The sequence below is a fragment of the Pantoea septica genome (assembly GCF_002095575.1).
GTDB classification, from domain to species: domain Bacteria; phylum Pseudomonadota; class Gammaproteobacteria; order Enterobacterales; family Enterobacteriaceae; genus Pantoea; species Pantoea septica.
The window spans coordinates 1-21,657 of the sequence record NZ_MLJJ01000031.1 but is presented as its reverse complement, the minus strand read 5'-3'; the positions used below and the strand labels follow the sequence as shown (position 1 = coordinate 21,657).

The 21,657-nt window shown below is 59.3% G+C and carries 19 protein-coding genes; 6 read left to right on the top strand and 13 right to left on the bottom strand.

Annotation, left to right across the window (positions count from 1 at the left end):
• Positions 1-3: 3 nt before the first annotated feature.
• Both HA46_RS15705 and HA46_RS15700 read left to right on the top strand, forming a co-directional pair.
• The gene (locus tag HA46_RS15705) at positions 4-1,773 is read left to right on the top strand and encodes an ABC transporter permease (protein ID WP_033792143.1); all 1,770 of its coding nucleotides are present in this window, start codon (positions 4-6) and stop codon (positions 1,771-1,773) included.
• On the top strand, positions 1,766-2,836 hold the full coding sequence (locus HA46_RS15700; protein WP_084885296.1) for an ABC transporter ATP-binding protein: 1,071 nt from the start codon (positions 1,766-1,768) through the stop codon (positions 2,834-2,836). Before HA46_RS15705 ends, HA46_RS15700 begins: the two co-directional genes overlap by 8 nt.
• A gap of 37 nt (positions 2,837-2,873) precedes the next feature.
• Here the strand turns inward: HA46_RS15700 and hemW are convergent, their stop codons facing one another.
• Genes hemW through HA46_RS15680 form a run of 4 tightly spaced genes read right to left on the bottom strand, consistent with a single transcriptional unit; the run spans position 2,874 to position 5,891 of the window.
• Positions 2,874-4,013, bottom strand: coding sequence for a radical SAM family heme chaperone HemW (gene hemW, locus HA46_RS15695; RefSeq protein ID WP_084885294.1), 1,140 nt, complete (start codon positions 4,011-4,013; stop codon positions 2,874-2,876).
• The gene (locus HA46_RS15690) at positions 4,006-4,599 is read right to left on the bottom strand and encodes an XTP/dITP diphosphatase (protein ID WP_033792140.1); all 594 of its coding nucleotides are present in this window, start codon (positions 4,597-4,599) and stop codon (positions 4,006-4,008) included. The genes hemW and HA46_RS15690 overlap by 8 nt, the downstream gene beginning before the upstream one ends.
• Before the next feature lie 17 nt (positions 4,600-4,616).
• A complete protein-coding gene (locus tag HA46_RS15685) occupies positions 4,617-5,171 on the bottom strand; it encodes a YggT family protein (protein WP_033792139.1) in 555 nt (184 codons plus the stop codon).
• Positions 5,172-5,183: 12 nt separating this feature from the next.
• Entirely contained in the window at positions 5,184-5,891 is a 708-nt protein-coding gene (locus tag HA46_RS15680) for a YggS family pyridoxal phosphate-dependent enzyme (protein ID WP_084885292.1), read from the bottom strand.
• 16 nt (positions 5,892-5,907) lie between these two features.
• Between HA46_RS15680 and HA46_RS15675 the strand changes: the two genes are divergently transcribed.
• A complete protein-coding gene (locus HA46_RS15675; protein ID WP_084885290.1) occupies positions 5,908-6,960 on the top strand; it encodes a type IV pilus twitching motility protein PilT in 1,053 nt (350 codons plus the stop codon).
• Here HA46_RS15675 and ruvX read toward each other — a convergent pair.
• The 9 genes from ruvX to HA46_RS21065 all read right to left on the bottom strand — a co-directional run bounded on the left by ruvX (position 6,929) and on the right by HA46_RS21065 (position 14,725).
• Positions 6,929-7,345 carry a Holliday junction resolvase RuvX gene (ruvX, locus tag HA46_RS15670; RefSeq protein WP_033752261.1) on the bottom strand — a complete coding sequence of 139 codons (417 nt, stop codon included), beginning with the start codon at positions 7,343-7,345 and terminating at the stop codon, positions 6,929-6,931. The two genes, HA46_RS15675 and ruvX, sit on opposite strands and share 32 nt — an antisense overlap.
• Entirely contained in the window at positions 7,345-7,908 is a 564-nt protein-coding gene (locus HA46_RS15665) for a YqgE/AlgH family protein (protein ID WP_033792137.1), read from the bottom strand. The genes ruvX and HA46_RS15665 overlap by 1 nt, the downstream gene beginning before the upstream one ends.
• Before the next feature lie 81 nt (positions 7,909-7,989).
• Positions 7,990-8,934: a glutathione synthase gene (gene gshB, locus HA46_RS15660; RefSeq protein WP_033752255.1), complete on the bottom strand. Its 945-nt coding sequence runs from the start codon at positions 8,932-8,934 to the stop codon at positions 7,990-7,992.
• A gap of 116 nt (positions 8,935-9,050) precedes the next feature.
• Positions 9,051-9,782, bottom strand: a complete 732-nt coding sequence (rsmE, locus tag HA46_RS15655; protein WP_033792134.1) for a 16S rRNA (uracil(1498)-N(3))-methyltransferase — start codon at positions 9,780-9,782, stop codon at positions 9,051-9,053.
• Between the two features lie 73 nt (positions 9,783-9,855).
• Positions 9,856-10,563: a deoxyribonuclease I gene (gene endA / locus HA46_RS15650; protein WP_033792133.1), complete on the bottom strand. Its 708-nt coding sequence runs from the start codon at positions 10,561-10,563 to the stop codon at positions 9,856-9,858.
• A gap of 78 nt (positions 10,564-10,641) precedes the next feature.
• Complete coding sequence (locus tag HA46_RS15645) at positions 10,642-11,154, bottom strand: SprT family zinc-dependent metalloprotease (protein ID WP_143807647.1); 513 nt, start codon at positions 11,152-11,154, stop codon at positions 10,642-10,644.
• 252 nt (positions 11,155-11,406) lie between these two features.
• Positions 11,407-12,804, bottom strand: a complete 1,398-nt coding sequence (locus tag HA46_RS15640) for a sugar porter family MFS transporter (RefSeq protein WP_033752553.1) — start codon at positions 12,802-12,804, stop codon at positions 11,407-11,409.
• A gap of 432 nt (positions 12,805-13,236) precedes the next feature.
• Positions 13,237-14,388, bottom strand: a complete 1,152-nt coding sequence (metK, locus tag HA46_RS15635; protein ID WP_084885285.1) for a methionine adenosyltransferase — start codon at positions 14,386-14,388, stop codon at positions 13,237-13,239.
• Positions 14,389-14,560: 172 nt separating this feature from the next.
• Positions 14,561-14,725 (bottom strand): hypothetical protein, encoded by a 165-nt coding sequence (locus tag HA46_RS21065; RefSeq protein WP_156943257.1) that lies wholly within the window; start codon positions 14,723-14,725, stop codon positions 14,561-14,563.
• A gap of 377 nt (positions 14,726-15,102) precedes the next feature.
• Here HA46_RS21065 and speA point away from each other — a divergent pair, with 377 nt between their 5' ends.
• From speA to HA46_RS15620, 3 genes are all read left to right on the top strand, one after another.
• Positions 15,103-17,079, top strand: a complete 1,977-nt coding sequence (gene speA, locus HA46_RS15630) for a biosynthetic arginine decarboxylase (RefSeq protein ID WP_084885283.1) — start codon at positions 15,103-15,105, stop codon at positions 17,077-17,079.
• 705 nt (positions 17,080-17,784) lie between these two features.
• On the top strand, positions 17,785-18,561 hold the full coding sequence (locus tag HA46_RS15625) for an EAL domain-containing protein (RefSeq protein WP_084885281.1): 777 nt from the start codon (positions 17,785-17,787) through the stop codon (positions 18,559-18,561).
• A gap of 237 nt (positions 18,562-18,798) precedes the next feature.
• The coding region (locus HA46_RS15620) for an Ig-like domain-containing protein (RefSeq protein WP_143807646.1) at positions 18,799-21,657 on the top strand (2,859 nt) is incomplete at its 3' end.

Below are 21,657 nucleotides of genomic sequence, written 5' to 3'. Positions count from 1 at the left end.
AATATGAATGCATTGCGCAGAAAGTGGCAAAGCCTGCCGCGTGGCGTCGTGGTGCTGTTAACCGCGCTGGTTATCTATGTTCCGCTATCGTTTATCGTCATCCAGAGTTTTTTATCCGCCCCCTTTTTTGCGCCGTCAAAAGAGTGGAGCCTGGAGTCATTTGAATTTATTTTCACCGACCCGGACTTCTACAAGGCGCTGAAGAGCGGCTTTATTCTCGCCTTTGGGCTGGTGATCATCGCCATTCCGCTGGGCGGCATCCTGGCGTTTCTGATGGTGCGTACCGACCTGCCGGGCAGACGCATTATCGAGCCGCTGATCCTCGTGCCGATCTTCGTCTCGCCGATGGTGCTGGGATTCGGCTATGTGGTGGCCGCCGGGCCGGTCGGCTTCTTCTCGCTGTGGGCGCAGTCTCTGCTCGGCTTCGTGCCGTGGAATATCTACGATATGTCGAGCATCGTGGTGATTGCGGGGCTGACGCACGTTCCCCATGCCTACCTCTATATCTCCTCGGCGCTGCGCAGCGTGGGATCGGATGTAGAGGAGGCGGCGCGCATCGCCGGCGCCTCGCCGCTGCAGGTAATGACGGCGGTGAGCCTGCCGATGGTGCGCCCCTCGATCCTCTATGCCGTGGTACTGCTGTTCTTTCTCGGACTGGAAGTCTTCGGCTTAATGCTGGTGCTGGGCGATCCCGAAGGGAATATGGTGCTGGCGACCTACCTCTACCAGCTGACCAATAAGCTCGGCACGCCTTCGTATCACCTGATGGCCGCAGTGGCCGTGGTGCTGATCTGCATCACCATTCCGCTGGTGATGCTGCAGCGCCGCCTGATGCGCACCGCCAACCGCTTCGTGACCGTTAAGGGCAAGGCTTCCCAGGCGCGCGCCTTGCCGCTGGGGAAATGGCGCTGGGTGGCGGGCGCGGTAGTGGCGTTCTGGCTGACCGTGACCATCGGCGTACCGCTGTTGGGCGTGGTGCTGCGCGCCTTTATCTCTAACTGGGGCGTCGGCGTCTCGCTGTGGGACGAGCTGTCGATCAAAACCTTCCAGACTATCTGGGCGCAGCCAAATCTGCTGCGCGCCATCGTCAACTCCATGGCGATCGGCGTGATCGGCGGGGCGCTGGCGGTGGCATGCTACCTGTTCATCGGCATCGCCATGCACCGCAAGCCTGACAACACCACGCGCTTCCTTGACTACAGCGTGCTGGTGCCGCGCGCCGTGCCGGGGCTGCTGGCGGGCCTGGCGTTTCTCTGGGTGTTTTTGTTCCTGCCGCTGTGGCTGGACAACTCGCTTAAATCGGGCTGGCTTTCTGATTTCACCTGGTCGCAGTGGCTGCGCGATAACCTCATCGTCTGGCTGCGCTCGCTGCGCAGCACCATCTTCAGCGTCTGGCTGGCCTATACCGTGGTGTGGATGGCCTATGGCCTGCGGCTGATCTCCTCGACGCTGCTGCAGGTGGGGCCCGAGCTGGAAGAGGCGGCGCGCAGCACCGGCGCCACGCGCGGGCAGATCACGCGCCACGTGACGATCCCGCTCTCTCGCTACGGCCTGATCGGCTCCTGGCTGCTGATGTTCCTGATTTTTGAACGCGAATACTCCACCGGCGTTTATCTGCTGTCGCCCGGCACGGAAACCATCGGCTCAATGCTGGTTTCCCTGTGGGCGGCGGGCGCGATCGATATCGTCGCCGCGCTCTCCTTTATTAACATCCTGCTGGTGGTGGTGGGCCTGGGTATCGCCCTGCGATTTGGAGTTAAATTACATGATTGAATTATCCGTAGAAAATCTGCATTTGACCTATGGCGACAACCCGGTTCTGAAAGGGGTCTCCATGAATTTACAGCGCGGCGAAGTGGTGTCGCTGCTTGGCCCCTCCGGCAGCGGTAAAACTACGCTGCTGCGCGCCGTCGCCGGGCTGGAAAAGCCGACTCAGGGCAAGATTATCATCGGCAAAAACCAGGTATATGCCGGTACGCCGCGCAGCGAGATCCCGGCGGAAGAGCGCAACCTCGGGCTGGTGTTTCAGTCCTACGCGCTCTGGCCGCATAAGACGGTGTTCGAGAACGTGGCCTATCCGTTAAAGCTGCGTAAGGTTGCTTCCGCGGAGATTAATCAGCGGGTGCAGGACGTACTCAATCAGCTGGGGCTGGGCCATCTGGGCAAGCGCCATCCGCATCAGCTCTCGGGCGGGCAGCAGCAGCGCGTCGCCATTGGCCGCGCGCTGGTTTATAACCCGCCGGTGATTCTGCTGGATGAGCCGCTGTCGAACCTCGACGCCAAGCTGCGGGAAGAGGCGCGCGTTTTCCTGCGTGAACTGATCATCAAGCTGGGCCTGTCGGCGCTGATGGTGACGCACGATCAAAACGAGGCGATGGCGATTTCCGACCGCATCCTGCTGCTGAATAACGGCAAGATCGAGCAGCAGGGCACGCCGCAGGAAATGTACGGCTCGCCGAAAACCCTGTTTACCGCCGAGTTCATGGGCAGCAACAATCGGCTGCACGGGAAAATCGCCGAGCTGCGCGACGGTAAAGCGCGTATTGAGGGCAAAGGCTGGAGCCTGTGGGGCAGAGCGGGAGAGGGGGTGCGGCAGGGCCAGGAGGGCACGGCGGTGATCCGCGTCGAGCGTGTAAGGCTGGTGGACGGGCCGGGCGAGAACCAGCTGGAACTGCCGCTGGTCACCAGCATGTATCTCGGCGACCGCTGGGAGTACCTGTTCCGCACCGCGGGCGACGATTTCGCTATTCGCGCGTACGGCAATGAGGTGCGCGACCCGCAGCACGGCTATCTGGCGCTGCCGGAAAACCATCTGTGGATTTTCCCGAAGGCATAACGGCGAGGGCGGCTTGCGCCGCCCTCGTTGTTTCCACTTACTCCTCCGCCAAAAACAGCTCCAGCAGCGAGTTCAAAAACAGCTTACCTTTTTCCGTTATCTGCCAGTGCGTGGCGCTCTCCGCTACGTAGCCTGCCGCGATCGCCGCATCCATCTGCGGCCGAATGGTCTGCTCGCTCAGGCCGGTGTAGCGCGCAAACTCCTCGCGCGGCGCCGCTTCCAGCAGGCGGAAACGGTTCATAAAGTATTCGAAGGGCTTCTCCGCGTCGGCGACCTCATACTGCTTCTCCTGATAGCGGCCCTGCATAAAGCCGCGCGGGTGGCGCGTCTTCACGGTGCGCACGATGCGTCCGTCAGGCTGGGTCAGCTTGCCGTGCGCGCCGCAGCCAATGCCGAGGTAGTCGCCAAAGCGCCAGTAGTTGAGGTTGTGCTCGCAGCGGTAGCCGGGCTTCGCGTAGGCGGAGGTCTCATACTGCTGATAGCCGGCGGCGGTCAGCAGACGATCCCCTTGCTCGAAGATATCCCACAGCGCGTCGTCGTCCGGCAGCGTCGGCGGACGCGAGCCGAACAGCGTATTCGGCTCGATGGTCAGCTGATACCAGGAGAGATGCGGCGGGTTGAGTGCGATAGCCTGCTTCAGGTCGCTCAACGCCTCTTCCAGCGACTGATCGGGCAGGCCGTGCATCAGGTCGAGGTTAAAGCTGCGCAGATGCAGCCCCTCGGCCAGCTGTGCGGCGCGCTTCGCCTCGTCCGGGCCGTGAATGCGCCCCAGCCGCTCCAGCTTCTGCGAATCGAAGCTCTGCACGCCGATAGAGATACGGTTAATGCCCGCCAGCTGATAGGCGCTGAAGCGGTCAGCCTCTACGGTGCCGGGATTGGCCTCCATGGTGATTTCCGCATCCGTCGCCAGCGGCAGCCGCGCGCGCACGCCGTCCATCAGCATCTGCATCGCCTCGCCGCTCAGCAGGCTCGGCGTGCCGCCGCCGATAAAAATGGTGCGCACGGCGCGCCCGTGGGTCAGCGGCAGGTCGTTTTCCAGATCGCGCAGCAGGTGCTGCACATACTCGACGTGCGGCACCTCGCCTTTCAACGCATGGGAGTTGAAGTCGCAGTAGGGGCACTTCTGCACGCACCACGGAATATGGATGTAGAGGCTTAACGGCGGTAAATCAGGCATTGCGCATCGCTTCCAGCAGCAGCGTCAATGCTTTGCCTCGATGAGAAACCGCGCCTTTTTCCGTTTTGCTTAGCTCGGCGGCGGTTTTGCCCAGTTCGGGCACGTAGAAAATCGGATCGTAGCCGAAACCGCCTTCGCCGGCGGCGGAGCGGGTGATCTCGCCCGCCCAGCTGCCGTGGAAGACCAGCGGCGTCGGATCTTCCGCATGGCGCAGATAGACCAGCACGCAGTGGAACTGCGCCTGACGTTCGCCGTCCGGCACCGTTTCCAGCGCGTTCAGCAGCTTCTCAAGGTTCTCCCGATCGCTGGCCGCCTCTCCGGCGTAGCGCGCTGAATAGATGCCGGGCGCGCCGCCCAGCGCATCCACCGCCAGGCCCGAATCGTCGGCGATGGCGGGCAGGCCGGTGATCTGCGCGGCGTGCCGCGCTTTCAGGATGGCGTTTTCGATAAAGGTCAGGCCGGTCTCTTCCGCCGACTCCACGCCCAGATCGGTTTGCGCCACGATATCCAGGCCAAAGGCGGAGAGGAGATCCGCCAGTTCACGTACCTTGCCGGGATTGCCGGTGGCGAGCACAACTTTTTGCATAGCAGTTCCAGTCATATTTACAGCAGAAACCAGAGGCCCGGAAACAGATCCATTCCGAGGAAGTTCAGGGCGTAGAGCACCAGAATCACAATCATCGCCGAGAAGTCGATGCCGCCCATCGCAGGCAGAATGCGGCGAATCGGCGACATCAGCGGTTCGGTCAGCTGCACCAGCACATAGTCCAGCGGGCCGCGTCCCTGGCTGATCCAGCTCATCAGCGAGCGAATGATGATCACCCAGAACACCAGATAGCCGGCGGATTTCACCAGCGACAGCAGGCCGACCAGCAGATTGGCCGGATCGACAGAGAAGGCGCCGACCTGGATCAGCAGCAAAATCGGGTATTTCAGCGTCGTCAGCACAAACGCCAGCAGCAGCGAGGCGGTATCGATCGGACCGATGGCTGGAATAATGCGGCGCAGCGGCTTGATAACTGGCTGGGTGATTTTCACCACGAACTGCGACAGCGGATTATAAAAATCGCAGCGCGACCACTGCATCCAGATGCGCAGCAGCAGCACCATCACATACAGGTCGATCAGCGTTTTGACTAAAAACGTCAGTGTTAACATGAGGTTCCTCAATTATTGTTGTGGGTTGCGCGCATAATCCCGCGCGCCGAAAATCGCGGTGCCGATGCGCACCATGGTGCTGCCTGCGGCAATAGCCGCTTCCATGTCGTCGCTCATTCCCAGAGAAAGCGTGTCGACGTCGGGATAGCGCTGCTTCAGCTCACGGAAGGCGTCGGCCATTCGCTGACACACCGCCAGCTGGCGCGCGTAGTCGCTCTCCGGCGCCGGGATCGCCATCAGTCCGCGCAGCTGCAGCCGCGGCAGCGCGGCAACCTGCTGCGCCAGCTCAGCCAAATCCTCCAGCATGATGCCAGATTTGCTGTTTTCGTCACTGATATTTACCTGAATCAACACTTTCAGCGGCGGCAGCGAGTCGGGACGCTGATCGTTCAGGCGCTGGGCGATCTTCAGACGATCCACCGTATGGCACCAGGCGAAATGCTCCGCGACCAGGCGGCTTTTATTCGACTGCAGCGGGCCGATGAAGTGCCACTCCACCTCAGGATGTGCGGCCAGCGCCTCAATCTTTTCAACCCCTTCCTGCACGTAATTTTCGCCGAAGGCGAGCTGCCCGGCTTCGATGGCTTCCTCGATCGCGCTCGCAGGTTTGGTTTTACTGACGGCAAGCAGCGTAACTTCTTCTGGATCGCGCCCGCATTGCGTTGCGGCAGCGCGGATTCGCTGACGCAGTTGCTGTAGGTTGTGCTGGATTGAGGTCATCGTCAGGAGGCTATCTATGGAGTTGGAAGAAATGGTGGCGCTTAGTGTAAAGCATAATGCCGCCGATCTGCACCTGTGCAGCGGAGATTCGCCGCGCTGGCGGCGCCACGGCAGGCTGGAGCCGCTTCCCAATCTCGCGCCGCTGACGGCCGACTGGCTGGAGCAGGTTATCGGGCGCTATCTCGGCCCGCGGCAGCGCGAAGAGCTGGCGGCACAGGGGCAAACCGATTTCGCTTTCTCGCTGGTCGACGGTCAGCGGCTGCGCGCCAGCCTGTTCCGCCAGCGGCAGGGGCTGTCGCTGGCGCTGCGGACGCTGGCGACCCGCTGCCCAACGCTGGAGAGCCTGCGCCTGCCAGCGGCGGCGTCGCGCTGGCTGCTGCTGGAGGATGGGCTGGTATTAGTGACCGGCGCGACCGGCAGCGGCAAGTCGACCACGCTTGCCGCGATGGTCGACGCCATTAACCGTCAGCAGGCGAAGCACATTATTACGCTGGAGGATCCCATCGAGTTTATTCACCAGAGCCGGCAGTCGCTGATCCAGCAGCGCGAAATCGGCACGCACTGCGCCTCGTTCAGCCTCGGGCTGCGCGCCGCGCTGCGTGAAGATCCCGACGTCATCCTGCTGGGCGAGCTGCGCGACGGCGATACTATTCGCCAGGCGCTCACCGCCGCCGAAACCGGGCATCTGGTGCTCGCCACGCTGCACACGCGCGGCGCGGCGCAGGCGGTCGATCGCCTGGTGGATGTCTTTCCGGCGGAGGAGAAAAACCTGGTGCGCGCCCAGCTGGCAGGCAGTCTGAAAGCGGTAATGGCGCAGAAGCTGATCGCGGCGCGCGACGGCGGACGCATCGGGCTGTTTGAGGTGCTGATCGCCACGCCCGCCATCGCCAGCCTGATCCGCGACGGCAAGATGCATCAGATCGGCGCGCTGCTGCAAACCGGCGCGCAGGCCGGCATGCAAACCTTCGAACAGAGCCTGCTATCGCGGCAGCGGGAAGGGCTGATCGCTCCTGAATCAGGCGAGAGCGAGACGGGCCTTAGTGGGTTTCGAACCAGTCCTGCAGAATAATCGCCGCCGACTGCGAGTCCACCGAGCCTTTATTCAGCGCGCGATAGCCGCCGCGTTCGAACAGGCCGGCACGCGCTTCTACCGTGCTGAGGCGTTCGTCCTGCAGCTCGACGCGCACGCCGAAGCGGCCGTGCAGGCGGTTGGCGAACTTGCGCGCGCGCGCGGTAAGCGGCTGCTCGGTGCCGTCCATATTCAGCGGCAGGCCGACCACCACGAAATCAGGCTGCCACTCCTTGAGCAGGCGCTCGATCTGCAGCCAGTCCGGCGTGCCGTCCTGCGCTTTCAGCGCGGCGAGCGGGCGGGCGCTGCCGGTCAACTGCTGGCCGACCGCGACGCCGATGCTTTTGGTGCCGAAGTCAAAACCCAGCAGCGTTTGCGTCGTCATCAGGCGTGTCCCGCATCGCTGGCGATGCTGTGAATATCGATGCCGATGCTGCGCGCCGCTTCGCGCCAGCGATCGGCGATCGGCGTCTGGAACAGAATATTGCTGTTGGCGGGCGTGGTGAGCCAGGCGTTCTCCATCAGCTCGTTTTCCAGCTGATCTTTCTCCCAGGCGCAGTAGCCCAGCGCCACCAGTACATGCTCCGGCTGCGAAGCGGTGCCGAGCGACTCCAGCACGTCGCGCGAGGTGGTGATCACCGTGGTATCGGAAATGCGGATGCTGGAAGAGAAGGTGCGCTGCGCGGAGTGAAGAATAAAGCCGCGATCCTCAGCCAGCGGGCCGCCGCTGAATACCGGTTTGTCCAGACGAATCGCGGGATCGCGCTCGCCTGACGTGATTTTCAGCTTCTTTAAAATGCCTTCGACCGTCAGATTTTCCATCGGCTTGTTGATAATCAAACCCATCGCGCCTTCTTCATTGTGCTCGCAGATATAGACTACTGAGCGTTTGAAAAAGGGATCCTGTAGGGAAGGCATGGCAATCAAAAAATGATGCTGTAAATTCATTCTCACTCGATGTACCAAAAATAGCCGGCGCGGGTATGCGCCGGTTTGGGTTGATCACGGAGCCTGGCTCCAGGGTCATGCTCAGCCCAGACGCTTCTCGATAGCGTCCATCAACATACCGGTGATGGAGATCGGGAATGCGGCTTCGATTTCACGCACGCAGGTCGGGCTGGTGACGTTCACTTCAGTGAGTTTATCACCAATGATATCCAGACCGACAAAAATCAATCCTTTTGCTTTCAGCGTCGGGCCGACGCGGCGGGCAATTTCCCAGTCGCTTTCGCTCAGCGGACGCGCTTCGCCACGGCCGCCTGCCGCCAGGTTGCCGCGCGTTTCGCCACCCTGCGGGATGCGCGCCAGGCAGTAAGGCACCGGCTCGCCGTCCACCACCAGCACGCGTTTATCGCCTTCTTTAATGGCCGGCAGATAGTTCTGCGCCATACAGAAGAACTGCCCGTGGTTAGTCAGCGTCTCGGTAATCACGCCGAAGTTCGGATCGTCCTGCTTGACGCGGAAGATCGATGCGCCACCCATGCCGTCCAGCGGCTTCATAATAATGTCGCCGTGCTCCTGCCAGAAAGCGCGCAGTTTCTCCTTGCTGCGCGTCACCAGCGTATCCGGCGTGAACTCCGAGAACCAGGCGGTGTAGAGCTTCTCGTTACAGTCGCGCAGGCTCTGCGGCTTGTTGACGATCAGCGTGCCTTGCTCTTCGGCGCGCTCCAGAATATAGGTGGCGTAGATAAACTCGGTGTCGAACGGCGGATCCTTACGCATCAGGACCACGTTGAGATCGGCCAGCTTGATCTCCTGCTCGCTGCCGAACTCATACCATTTATCATAGTTCTGATCGACGCTCAGCAGGCGGGTGCGGGCGTAAGAGACGCCGCCGCGCAGCGAGAGATCGGCCATCTCCATATAGTGAATTTCGTAACCGCGGCGCTGTGCTTCCAGCAACATGGCGAAGCTGGTGTCTTTTTTAATGTTAATGGACGCGATAGGGTCCATAACGATGCCAAGTTTAATCATTATTCTCTCCTCAGAGAGGCGGTCTTTTCCGCCTCGTTCTGTGCGGTCAGCGCAGGCTGACCAGTCAGGACGCCAGTAAGTGCTGCGCGCGTCTTAATATAAACCCTGATTATTCCCTAGCCGAGATCGCCAAACCTCACCTGGAGTGCCGTAATCGCGGTCAGCGCGGTGGTTTCCGTGCGTAAAACGCGCGGGCCGAGCAAAATATCGGTAAAACCGCGCTCGCCGGTCATGGCGATCTCCTCGGCGCTTAGTCCGCCTTCCGGGCCGATCAGCAGGCGAACCCGCTCGACCGGCTGCGGCAGCGTGTTGATGCTCTGCTGCGCGCGCGGATGCAGGTTGAGTTTCAGGCCGTCGTCGACCTCGGCGCACCAGGCCTCCAGCGTCATCGCCGGGCGGATTTCCGGCACGCGATTGCGGCCGCACTGTTCGCAGGCGGCGATAGCGATCTTTTGCCACTGCTGGCGTTTTTTCGCCAGCCGTTCGGCATCCAGCTTTACGCCGCAACGTTCGGAAAAGAGGGGGGTTATCACGCTCACACCCAGCTCAATCGATTTCTGGATAGTGAACTCCATCTTTTCGCCGCGCGACATCACCTGGCCGAGATGCAGAAACAGGGGAGACTCACGATCGTCGGGCTGGCCTTCAAGGACTCTTACTTTTACACGCTTTTTATCGACAAGAGTGATCTCTGCCGCAAAAGTCAGATTAGTGCCATCAAAGAGTTCCAGACGCTGGCCGCTGGTCATGCGCAGAACGCGTCCAACGTGGTTAGAGGCGTCTTCGTCCAGCGCGATCTCGCTGCCGCTGGTTAAAGGTTCGGAATGATAAATGCGAGGTATGCGCATACAGGCCCTGAAAGCTGAGCGCCGCGCACCCGGCGCGGCAATATCGAGAAGACGTTAGTGTAGGGCAGTGATTTTAACGCTGGCAAGCCTGCTGCACATAAGGATTGTGATTACCCTGCACGCGCGCGATGCGCTGGTCACGTTCGCACTCCCAGCTGGAGACCGGATAGAGCTTGTCCCAGACGGTGAAAAGCTGAGTCTGCTGGCGCGACAGGCGCAGATGATACTGGTCGCGCATATAGAAGTAGGTGCGCGCGATGGCGCCGCGGGCGCGGGCGGGCGGCTCGGCCTGCTTGTTCTTGAAGTCCACCTTCATGGCGCACTGGCCATACTGCTGTTCGCCGCCGTTCCACTGGCTGTAGGCGAAGTTGCCGCGGTCGCCGTTGACCTCGCCGACGGCGGGCTGCAGGTTATGCAGATCGCTTTCGATGCGGCGGTAGTCGGCGTCTTTGCTGCAGTTTTTGCGGCCGCCGTTCTGCCAGCACTGACGCTGATGGCCGAACTCCCAGGCGGGCATCACATGTTCCCACTCGATGCGTCCGGCGCGGTTGGCGTTTTTACGCACCTGATAGCCGCAGCTGTTGAGATCGGGTATGCCTTTTTTACCCTGCCAGCTGATTTTACAGCCGCAGTAGAAGGAGCCGGGCGCGTCGGCGTTAATCGCCGCAGCGAAGGTTTTCGCCTGTTGAAAGTTATTCTGATGGTAGTTGTTCAGGGCGATCGCCTGGGCAGCGAGAGGGGAGAGCAGCAGCGCGACGGCGCAGATAATTTTGCGAGACATATTGCGGAATCATTCTCAGTCGGTAAAAAAGTGCGGCAGGGTAGCAGAATGACGTCGCGAGCGGAATGGGAATTCCGCTCAGGCTGGCGAATAGTCGCCCGGTTTTAACAGGCTTTTGCAGCGCACGCAGCGGTATTCGCTTTCGCCGCGCAGCACGCGGTTATGGCGGCGTACCGTGAGGTGATGCTGCTGGCATCCGCAGCGGTAAGGAAAGGTGGCGGCGCGCACCGAGGCGATTTCGAACTGATGGGTGCGACGTGCGGGCACGCCAAGCACTTCCTGCATCATCCACTTCCACTCTTTGCCGTGCGGCGGCACGCGGCCAAAGACTTTCCATACCAGCAGATGCGCCAGCTCGTGCGGCACCACCTCATCGATGAATGCCTGCTGGTTTTCCATCAGCAGCACCGGATTGAGGCGAATTTCCCATTTTTCCAGCCAGGCGGTGCCTGCCGCCGTGCCGCGCTGCTGATAGACCAGCGCAGGTTCGGCAAACGGGCGCTCCAGCCTGTCGCTGGCAAGCTGTAAAAAATGGCGCAGCGAGCGCATAACGGCCTGTTGGAGGGCGATGGGAAGTCGGGGCGTTTTCATGGCGAAAAGCATAGGCGGCGAGAGGGAAGAACTCAATCAAATAAAAAAGGCGGGCCATAAGGCCCACCTTCAGACGGCTAACAAACTCAAAACACGGGTGACAAGGACCAAAGAGCAAAGCGTCCCGCGCAAGGGACTGCGCGGGACGAGCCGCCATGGATGGCGCTTTTGCGTCTTTGCGATCGGGCCTTGTCACCCGTGTCCGCACATTGCTAACCGCTTCAGGCGGGCCTTTTGGCCCGCCTGAGTAACTTAGTTGTTTGAACCGATGTCGCGCAGTTTTTTGCCGGACATCAGGTTGCGCTCGATGTGCTCCAGCGAGACGTTTTTGGTCTCTGGAATCAGCATTAGCGTCAGCACAATGAAGAAGACGTTCAGCAGCGCATAGACCCAGAAGGTGTTCGCGTTGCCCAGCGTATTCAGCATCGTGAGGAAGGTCGCGCCGACAATCATGTTGGCGATCCAGTTAGTCGCGGTCGAAACGGTAATACCGAAGTCGCGGCCTTTCAGCGGCTGGATTTCCGAACACAGCACCCAAATCAGCGGACCGGCGCTCATGGCGAAGCCGACGATAAACATCAGCAGCATGGCGATAGCGAAGTACTGCGCGCCCTGCGAATGGATGCCCATGTGCAGCATGGTGCCCAGCACGCCCATACCTGCCGCCATCACCAGGAAGCCCAGGATCAGCGTCGGTTTACGGCCCCAGCGGTCCACCAGGCCGATAGCGATAAAGGTTGCCAGCACGTTGACCAGGCCAACGATAACGGTACCCCACATCTGCTCGGTGGTATTGGTGAAGCCGGCGATTTCAAAAATCTTCGGCGCGTAGTACATGATGACGTTCATACCGGTGAACTGCTGCATCACCTGCAGCAGCACGCCGAGGAACACCGCGCGGCGGAAATTGCTGTTGCTCTGGAACAGCTGCCAGCCGGACTGCTTGATCTTCAGGCTCTCGCGAATCTCTTCAAGCTCGCGTTTCGCCTGCTCGCTGGTGTCGCGCAGACGATCCAGCACGCGCTGGGCGTCGCGAAAGTCGCCTCTGGCCGCCAGCCAGCGCGGGCTGTTGGGCAGGAAGAAGACGCCCACCAGCAGCAGCACCGCCGGAATAGTGATGATGCCCAGCATCCAGCGCCAGTCGCCGGACGCGCTGAAGGCGGTGTCGGAGAGGTAGGCGCCGAGAATACCGATGGTAATCATCAGCTGATAGAGCGAAATCATCGAGCCGCGAATTTTTTCCGGCGCGATTTCAGACAGGTAGAGCGGCGCGGTGTAAGAGGCAACGCCGACGGCGAGACCCAGCACTACGCGTGCGACGATCAGCATTTCCGGGTTCGGCGCCATGGCGGACCAGAGCGAACCGATAACGAACAGAATGGCGCCGGCCATCAGGCTCTTTTTACGACCAAGACGTGAAGACATCCAGCCGGAGCCGACTGCGCCAACCGCCGCGCCGAACATCATGGAGCTAACGATCCACTCCTGCTGGTGCGCGGTCACGTTAAAGTCTTTGGCGATAAACGGCAGCGCACCTGCGATAACACCGATATCCAGTCCAAATAACAGCCCTGCGAGAGCTGCAAGAAAGCAGACAAACAAGGTCATCGCCTTGTTTGAGGTTCTGCTTTTGTGAGTGTTGCCAGGCATGTTGCCTCCGAGTTTATCCATCATTGTTGTTATCTAATGTTAAAAAACCTTTCTCGAGTAAAAAGTGAGGACGATCACGCTGATGTAATCGCTTACACACGCCGAAACCCTGAAATTCAGCATATTCAGCCCGAAAAGGTTTACTAACCAGTAAGGTATAGCACTTGTTAAGTTTCCGACATGGTGTCAATTATCGGCTATCAGAGGACGCTGAAAATAACGCATTTTCAGCCGAATAACCACGCAGGTTAAATCCTAAATAACAGATTAATAAAGCGTTTCAATTTGTAATCGTTAACACGTCGAGGCTTGACGAGTGTGAAAAGTGTAGTAGAGAAAAGAAAATGTGCTGAGCGGGGGGCAAGGCGGAAAGAAAAGAGGCCAAAAAACAAGGCTCTCCCCTGCGACAGGGGAGAGCCTTTAGATCGAACCTTACAGGCCAGCAGCGTCGCGCAGCTGAGCAGCCTTGTCGGTTTTTTCCCACGGGAAGTGTTCGCGACCGAAGTGACCGTAAGCGGCGGTCTCTTTATAGATTGGCTGCAGCAGGTCCAGCATCTGAATCAGGCCGTAAGGACGCAGGTCGAAGAACTCGCGCACCAGCAGCGTCAGCTGTTCGGTTGAGATCTTCTCGGTACCGAAGGTTTCCACCATGATGGAGGTCGGCTCCGCTACGCCGATAGCGTAGGAAACCTGAATCTCGCAGCGGTCAGCCAGGCCGGCGGCAACGATGTTTTTCGCCACATAGCGCGCCGCGTAGGCCGCAGAACGGTCAACCTTAGAGGGATCCTTGCCGGAGAACGCCCCGCCGCCGTGACGCGCCATGCCGCCGTAGGTATCGACGATGATTTTACGGCCGGTCAGGCCGCAGTCGCCCATTGGGCCGCCGATAACGAAGCGGCCGGTCGGGTTAATGTGGTACCTGGTGCTGGCGTTAATCCATTCGCTCGGCAGCACCGGCTTGATGATCTCTTCCATCACCGCTTCGCGCAGGGTTGCCTGATCGATATCTTCAGAATGCTGAGTAGAGAGCACCACCGCGTCGATACCGACGATTTTGCCGCCGTCGTACTGGAAAGTGATCTGGCTTTTCGCATCCGGACGCAGCCACGGCAGCGTGCCGTTTTTACGTACTTCAGACTGGCGCTGCACCAGACGGTGCGCATAGGTCACTGGCGCCGGCATCAGCACGTCGGTTTCGTTGGTGGCGTAGCCGAACATCAGGCCCTGGTCACCCGCGCCTTGCTCCAGCGGATCGGTGCGGTCAACGCCCTGGTTAATGTCGGGTGACTGCTTGCCAATGGCGCTCAGAACGGCACAGGAATTGGCGTCAAAGCCCATATCGGAATGGACATAACCGATTTCACGTACGGTATTGCGGGTAATCTCTTCGATATCGACCCATGCGCTGGTGGTGATTTCACCGCCGACCAGCACCATACCGGTTTTAACGTAGGTTTCGCAGGCCACGCGCGCTTTGGGATCCTGCTCGAGGATGGCGTCCAGCACGGCGTCAGAAATCTGGTCGGCGATTTTATCAGGATGTCCTTCTGATACGGACTCGGACGTAAAAAGGTGTTTAGCCATTCTGTTCTTTACCTTACAAATGGTTTGAATTCGACTGCATAGCGTAAGTGAGATGAACTTACTTGACGCCCCTTCAGGCAAAGCCGCGAGCAGTGTTAGAAGTGTCAGCGTGCCAGACGTAAAACGCCTGGATGTTAACCAGTTTAGATGGAAAACCATCTGGACGGCTATTTTAGGTTAAGGGGTGAACGAAATGCCAGCCCTTTTTCTGTTTCCGCATTTTTCGGAAAAGCGTCTGCTGGCAAAAAATCGTGACGCTGAACGGCGGCAAACCAGCGAAACGCTTTGCAATTTCGCCCGTCAGGCGGTATAAAACGCCGCTGCTGCCTGCAGCCATAAGGATGACGCCGCTGCGCGTAAGCCACTGTCAGAGCTTCTCTGACGTTCGCCCAGATTGTTTCCACATGCGAAAACATGTGTGGAGGTGACAGAAGTAATGAACCACGCTTTCCTCTCTTGCGGTTCTCTGCGCTCAACGGGCGCGCTGGCGTACTCCTTTCCTGCCTTTTCTCCTCTTTTCCGACGAATCGCCTGTTGCGGTCATTCTCCCGACACGCGCGCCGGTTAACCTGTTTTTCCTTATTTACGCTACTGGCGATCGCGCGTCAGTGAACGTCGTGATGCATTCGGGGTCCATTTACACGTAACGGGCCAGGGTGTTTTACACTTAGTTTTGTGCTTTTTTCACATTCCAACAGAAATTCGAGGTTCGTGATGTCTGGCGACATGAAGACTATTAAGGGTTCGTCAGCTGGCGAACAGGGTGTGCTCCGCTCAATGCAGGAGGTTGCAATGAACGACCAGGATGCCAGCAAAATGCTGCGTACCTATAACGTTGCCTGGTGGGGCAATAACTACTACGACGTTAACGAACGCGGTCACGTCAGCGTCTGTCCGAACCCGGACGAGCCGACGCTGCGCGTCGATCTGGCGAATCTGGTGAAAGAGCGCGAGGCCCAGGGCCAGCGTCTGCCTGCGCTGTTCTGCTTTCCGCAAATCCTGCAGCATCGTCTGCGCTCGATTAACGCGGCGTTTAAGCGCGCGCGCGAATCTTACGGCTATCGCGGCGACTACTTTCTGGTTTACCCGATTAAGGTCAACCAGCATAAGCGCGTTATTGAATCGCTGGTCAATTCTGGTGAACCGCTGGGGCTGGAAGCGGGTTCCAAAGCGGAGCTGATGGCGGTGCTGGCCCACGCCGGCAAAACCCGCACGGTGATCGTCTGCAACGGCTACAAAGATCGCGAATATATTCGTCTGGCGCTGATTGGCGAAAAGCTCGGTCACAAAGTCTATCTGGTCATCGAAAAGATGACGGAAGTGCGCCTGGTGCTGGAAGAGGCCGAGCGTCTGAACGTGGTGCCGCGTCTCGGCATCCGCGCGCGTCTGGCGTCGCAGGGCTCCGGCAAATGGCAGTCGAGCGGGGGCGAAAAATCGAAGTTCGGCCTCTCGGCGTCGCAGGTGCTGCAGCTGGTGGAGATTATGCGCAACGCGGGCCGTCTCGACAGCCTTCAGCTGCTGCACTTCCACCTCGGTTCGCAGATGGCTAATATTCGCGACATCGCTACCGGCGTGCGCGAGTCGGCGCGTTTCTATGTTGAACTGGCGAAGCTCGGCGTCAACATCAAATGCTTCGACGTCGGCGGCGGTCTGGGCGTCGACTATGAAGGCACTCGTTCGCAGTCCGACTGCTCGGTCAACTACGGTCTGAACGAGTACGCCAACAACGTTATCTGGGCGATCGGCGACGCCTGCGAAGAGCACGGGCTGGATCACCCGACGGTGATTACCGAGTCAGGCCGCGCCGTGACCGCGCACCATACCGTGCTGGTCTCCAACATTATTGGCGTGGAGCGTAACGAGTTCATTACGCCGCAGGCGCCGGAAGAAGATGCGCCGCGCCCGATCCTCAGCATGTGGGAAACCTGGCAGGAGATGCACGAACCTGACGTGCGCCGTTCGCTGCGTGAGTGGCTGCACGACAGCCAGATGGATCTGCACGACATCCACACCGGCTACGCCTCCGGCACCTACGATCTGACGCAGCGCGCCTGGGCGGAACAGCTTTATCTCAGCATCTGCCACTATATCCAGCAGCATCTCGACCCGAGCAACCGCGCGCACCGTCCGATTATCGACGAGCTACAGGAGCGTATGGCGGACAAGATGTACGTCAACTTCTCGCTGTTCCAGTCGATGCCGGATGCCTGGGGCATCGATCAGCTGTTCCCGGTATTGCCGCTGGAAGGGCTGCATAAAAAGCCGGAGCGTCGCGCGGTGCTGCTGGACATCACCTGCGATTCCGACGGCACCATCGATCATTACGTCGACGGCGACGGTATTGCCGCCACCATGCCGATGCCGGAATACGATCCAGAGAATCCGCCGATGCTCGGCTTCTTTATGGTCGGTGCCTATCAGGAGATCCTCGGCAATATGCATAACCTGTTCGGCGATACCGAGGCGGTCAACGTCTACGCGCGCGCGGGCGGCGAAGTCGAGGTCGAGCTGTCGGACGAGGGCGATACCGTTGCGGATATGCTGGAGTACGTGCAGCTGAATCCCGATGAGCTGATGACGCTGTTCCGCAATCAGGTCAAAGAGACCGATCTCGACGACGAGTTGCGCGCGCAGTTTCTGGAAGAGTTTGAAAGCGGCCTTTACGGCTACACCTATCTTGAAGATGAGTAAGTAGTGCTTCATGCCGGGCCTTGTCTGGGGCCCGGTATTCCGTTCTCCCGCCTGAAATCCCCCTTTTTATCTGTTTTGTGAGCATCATCACTGTTTCACGCCTGATTAAGCTTCGTAAAACCCGCGCTCCAGAGAAGCGCCCTGTTTTCCGCTGAATTTTTTAGAAAAAACGAGGCGTTAGCGTTAGGTTCCGTTCAGGCGGTCTCGATTGTTAAATTTACATCGTGTATAGCCTCTACTTATCAGGCTTATACATTATAAAAGTTAAACATTATGCCTAAAGCGCAATTTACAATAGCCGTTTTTATTTGGCGCTTTTTGGAAGTTAATGCGGCTTTTGTTTCAGGTAAAATTTATCAGCTAATGTGATGTTTAATATGACAACTTTAATTTATTTACTAATAAAATCAATTTGTTGGATTTTTTTGGATTCGTCAAGTCCATAGAGTAAATTAATTTATAACATGTTTTATGATTTTTAATTTCTAAAAATCCTTTTCAATCACCTTTATTGATTGGTTTTGGCTATTGAATTTTCCGTCTGGTTTGGCTTAAATCTATTTTTCAAAATGTAAGTTGTACGTTAGCATCAGGTTAAGGTGTTAAGGATCTTCTGGGTTTTCTTAACGTTCATATGAGTTTTCCTGACATTTCCGTTGCGGTTTTCAGGCAGCTGGCTTATCGGGTTGATTGGGTAGCAGCAGAATGGGTCGCCAACTACATCTTCGTCAGCACTACGTTTTTCTGCTTGACCCGATTCATGCTCCCTCAGGGAAAGTGATAGTGTGGGAGCTGTTAACGCGCATCGCGCCGGATCGCGACATCGCCTGCCCGGCAGATGCCGACAGCGGACACCGGCTGTTTGCCTACCTGCTTGAGGCGGAAAAATGGCAACTCTTTCAGCGACAGCTAACACAGCTCGAAACGCTCTATAAAAGCGGCTTCACGCAGCTTGTCAGCCTTAATGTCGACGGCGATATTATTCGCGCTATTCTGGATGATGCTGCGACGCAGCAAAGGCTGGATCGGCTGCCGCTATTGCGTCTCGAAATTTCCGCCTTTTTTACCCAACGTTATTGCGCTGCCGATCGCCTGCTGCTGCAAAAGCTGGCGGGTATTACCCCAGCGTTATTATGGCTGGATGATTTTGCGGCGGGCGGATCCACCTTATCGATGCTGACCAGCGGCCTGTTTGAATATGTCAAAACCAGCAAAGACTTCTTCTGGAAATATGGCGATGGTTATGCCTTCGATACGCTGCTTAATCATGTAAACGATTTCTGCAATGGCGTTATCGTCCAGGGCGTAGAGGCAGAACAGCATCTCCAGATGCTCGCACGTAAACCGATTATCGGCCTGCAGGGGCGTCGCTATAAAGTACGCTATTTAACGGATTTAATTGAGCAAACAGCAGCAGCCTCATCATCCAGGACGTTAAGAAAACAGCAGGCCGCCATCGACAGCTACCCTCATTTTTTATGATATGCCGCCTGTTTCCATTATTACGGGAACAGGCTAGCCCATTGCGGTTATTAAAAAAATAAAAGTGATTCCCTCACCAGGATAAAGACTCAAAACGGCTCAGAGCGATTTCGTCAAGCGTATGGGATCGACAAAGAGGGGAGTGAATAGCACGCAGCGTTATTCACGGATAAACCGGGATCTTAAGGTGCCGGGCATTTTTATGAATATTAATAACCTCAGTGGGATATACATAACATGAATAATATCTCAGTAACGCCTAAAGGCGGTACTATCGCCTCTCAGCTGAGTGGCAGCGACGTTAATTTGTCCACTCCAAGTGTGGTTAAACTCAACCTCAATCGATCTGACATCAAGTCTTTCGCACGCAACGGCAACGACCTCGTTGTTACTACGAAATCTGGCGAAACGGTTGTTATTCATAATTTTTATGGCCCGGCAGGTGAAAGCGATCTGGTGCTGCAGGATGACAAGGGCGCGCTCTGGTGGGTAGAAAATCCCGGTGAACAGGGTTTCCAGTATGTCTCTATCGACAGCACCGAAGGGCTGCTGGCGGATAACCTGACCAGCGACAACACTATCGCCGCCTTTGGTATCGGCGGCGCGGCGCTGGCGGGTATCGGCGCGCTGTTTGCTACTAACGGCGGTGGTGGAGGCGGTGGCGGCGGCGGCGGCGATGCAGGCGGCGGCACGGGTGGCGGCGGTACGGATGGCGGCACGGGCGGCGGCGGCACAGGCGGCGGCGGCACAGGCGGCGGCACGGGAGGCGGCGATACTACCGCGCCCGGCACGGCGGCCAATCTGGTCATTAGCGACAGCGTCGGCAGCATTCAGGGCGCCATTGCCGCAGGCGGTGTTACCGATGACAATACACCAGTTTTAAGCGGAACGGCTGAAGCGGGTGCTACCGTCAGCGTTTATGACAACGGCACGCTGCTGGGAACGGCGATTGTCAACGCCGACGGCAGCTGGAGCTTTACCTCGCCGACGCTGGCGGATGGCCAGCATAGCCTGACGGTGACGGTCACCGACGCTGCGGGCAACACCAGTAGCGCCACCGATCCGCTGAACTTTACCGTCGATACGCTTGCGCCGGCGCTAACCGACGTGAGCGCCAACAGCGATAACGGCACGATCCTCACTCCCATAGCCGCAAACGGCGCGACCAGCGACGCGACGCCGACGCTGCAGGGCACGGCCGAAGCGGGCAGCACCGTCACCATTTCCGATAACGGCACCGTGCTGGGCACGGTTATCGTCGGCAGCGATGGGCGCTGGTCTTTCACCCCCTCTACGCTGGGCGAAGGCGGCCATACGCTGAGCATTACCGCCGCCGACGCGGCAGGCAACGTTAGCCCGGCAACGACGCTGACTTTCACCGTCGATACCCTCGCGCCGGACGCAGCCAGCAACCTGCAGCTCACCGATAACGTCGGCGACAGCCAGGGTCCACTCGCTTCCGGCAGCTCGACCGACGACAATACGCCAGCGTTGAGCGGACAGGCAGAAGCGGGCACTACGGTCAGCGTCTATGACGGCGATACCCTACTCGGCACGGTCACGGTCGGCGCCGATGGCCTCTGGAGCTTTACCACGCCCGCGTTGAGCAACGGCAGCCATAGCCTGACGGCGACCGTGACCGATGCGGCAGGCAACGTCAGCGCGCCGACGGCGGCGATTGTGGTCAACGTCGCGGCGGATCTGCCGCCGGCGACCAGCTCGCTGGAGATTACCGACGACAGCGGCAGTACGCTGGTGCCGTTGACCAATGGCGCCTCAACCGCAGACAGCACGCCGACCCTGAGCGGCCTGACGACGGCGGGCGCGCTGGTGACGCTCTACAACGGCGAAACCGTCATCGGCAGCGTTACCGCCGACGCCAGCGGCCAGTGGAATTTTACCCCCGCCGCGCTGGCCGACGGTACCTACGCCTTCCGCGCCGATACCACTAACGCCGACGGCAGCATTACCCCTTCACCGGTGCTGAGCATCACTATCGACACGCTGGCGCCCGCCACGCCAGCCGATCTGCAGCTGGTTAACGACGACGGCGCTGCGGTGGCCGCTGGCAGCGCGATCAGCGACAATACCCTGACGCTGAGCGGCAGCGCGGAACCGGGCAGCACAGTCACCGTGCGAGACGGCGACACGCTGTTGGGCACCGTTACCGCAGGCGGAGACGGCAGCTGGAGCTTTACTACGCCGGTGCTGACGGACGGCAGCCATAGCCTGACGGCAACGGTGACGGATGCGGCGGGCAACGTTAGCGCGGCTTCCGCGCCGCTGAGCTTTACCGTCGATACGCAGGCTCCGGAAGCGGTCAGCGGCCTGGTGGTCACGGACGACGTCGGCGACAGCACTGGTCCGCTGACGTCAGGCGCCACCACCGACGACGCGACCCCTGTTCTGAGCGGACAGGCGGAGCCCGATTCGCTGCTGACGATTTACGACAACGGCGTCGCCATCGGCAGCCTGACGGTTGGCACCGACGGCAACTGGAGCTTTACCACGCCGACGCTGAGCAACGGCGCGCACAGCCTGACGCTGACCCTGACCGATGCGGCAGGCAACGTCAGCGCGCCGACCGCGCCGTTCGATTTCACCGTGGCTGCAGGCGAACCGCCGGCGGCCAGCACGCTGGTGATCACCGACGACAGCGGCAGCGCGCCGGTGGATCTGGCCGACGGCGCCAGCACGCGCGACACCACGCCAACCCTGAGCGGACAAACCTTCGCCAACGCGCTGGTAACCCTCTATAACGGCGATACCGTCATCGGCAGCGTCACTGCCGACATCAACGGCCAGTGGAGCTTTACGCCCGCCGCGCTGGCAGACGGCACCTACGATTTTCGCGCCGCCGTTACCGATGCCGCCGGCAACACCACCGATTCCGCCATCCTGGCGATTACCATCGATACCGTCGCGCCGACAGCGGCGGCGGACGTTACGCTGGCAGACGCCAGCGGCGATCCGATCGCCAGCGGCGGCCTCACCAATAACAGCACGCCGCAGCTGAGCGGCAGCGCGGAGCCGGGCAGCATCGTTACCGTCTCTGACGGCGGCACGCCGCTGGGCAGCGTCACCGTTGGCCAGGAT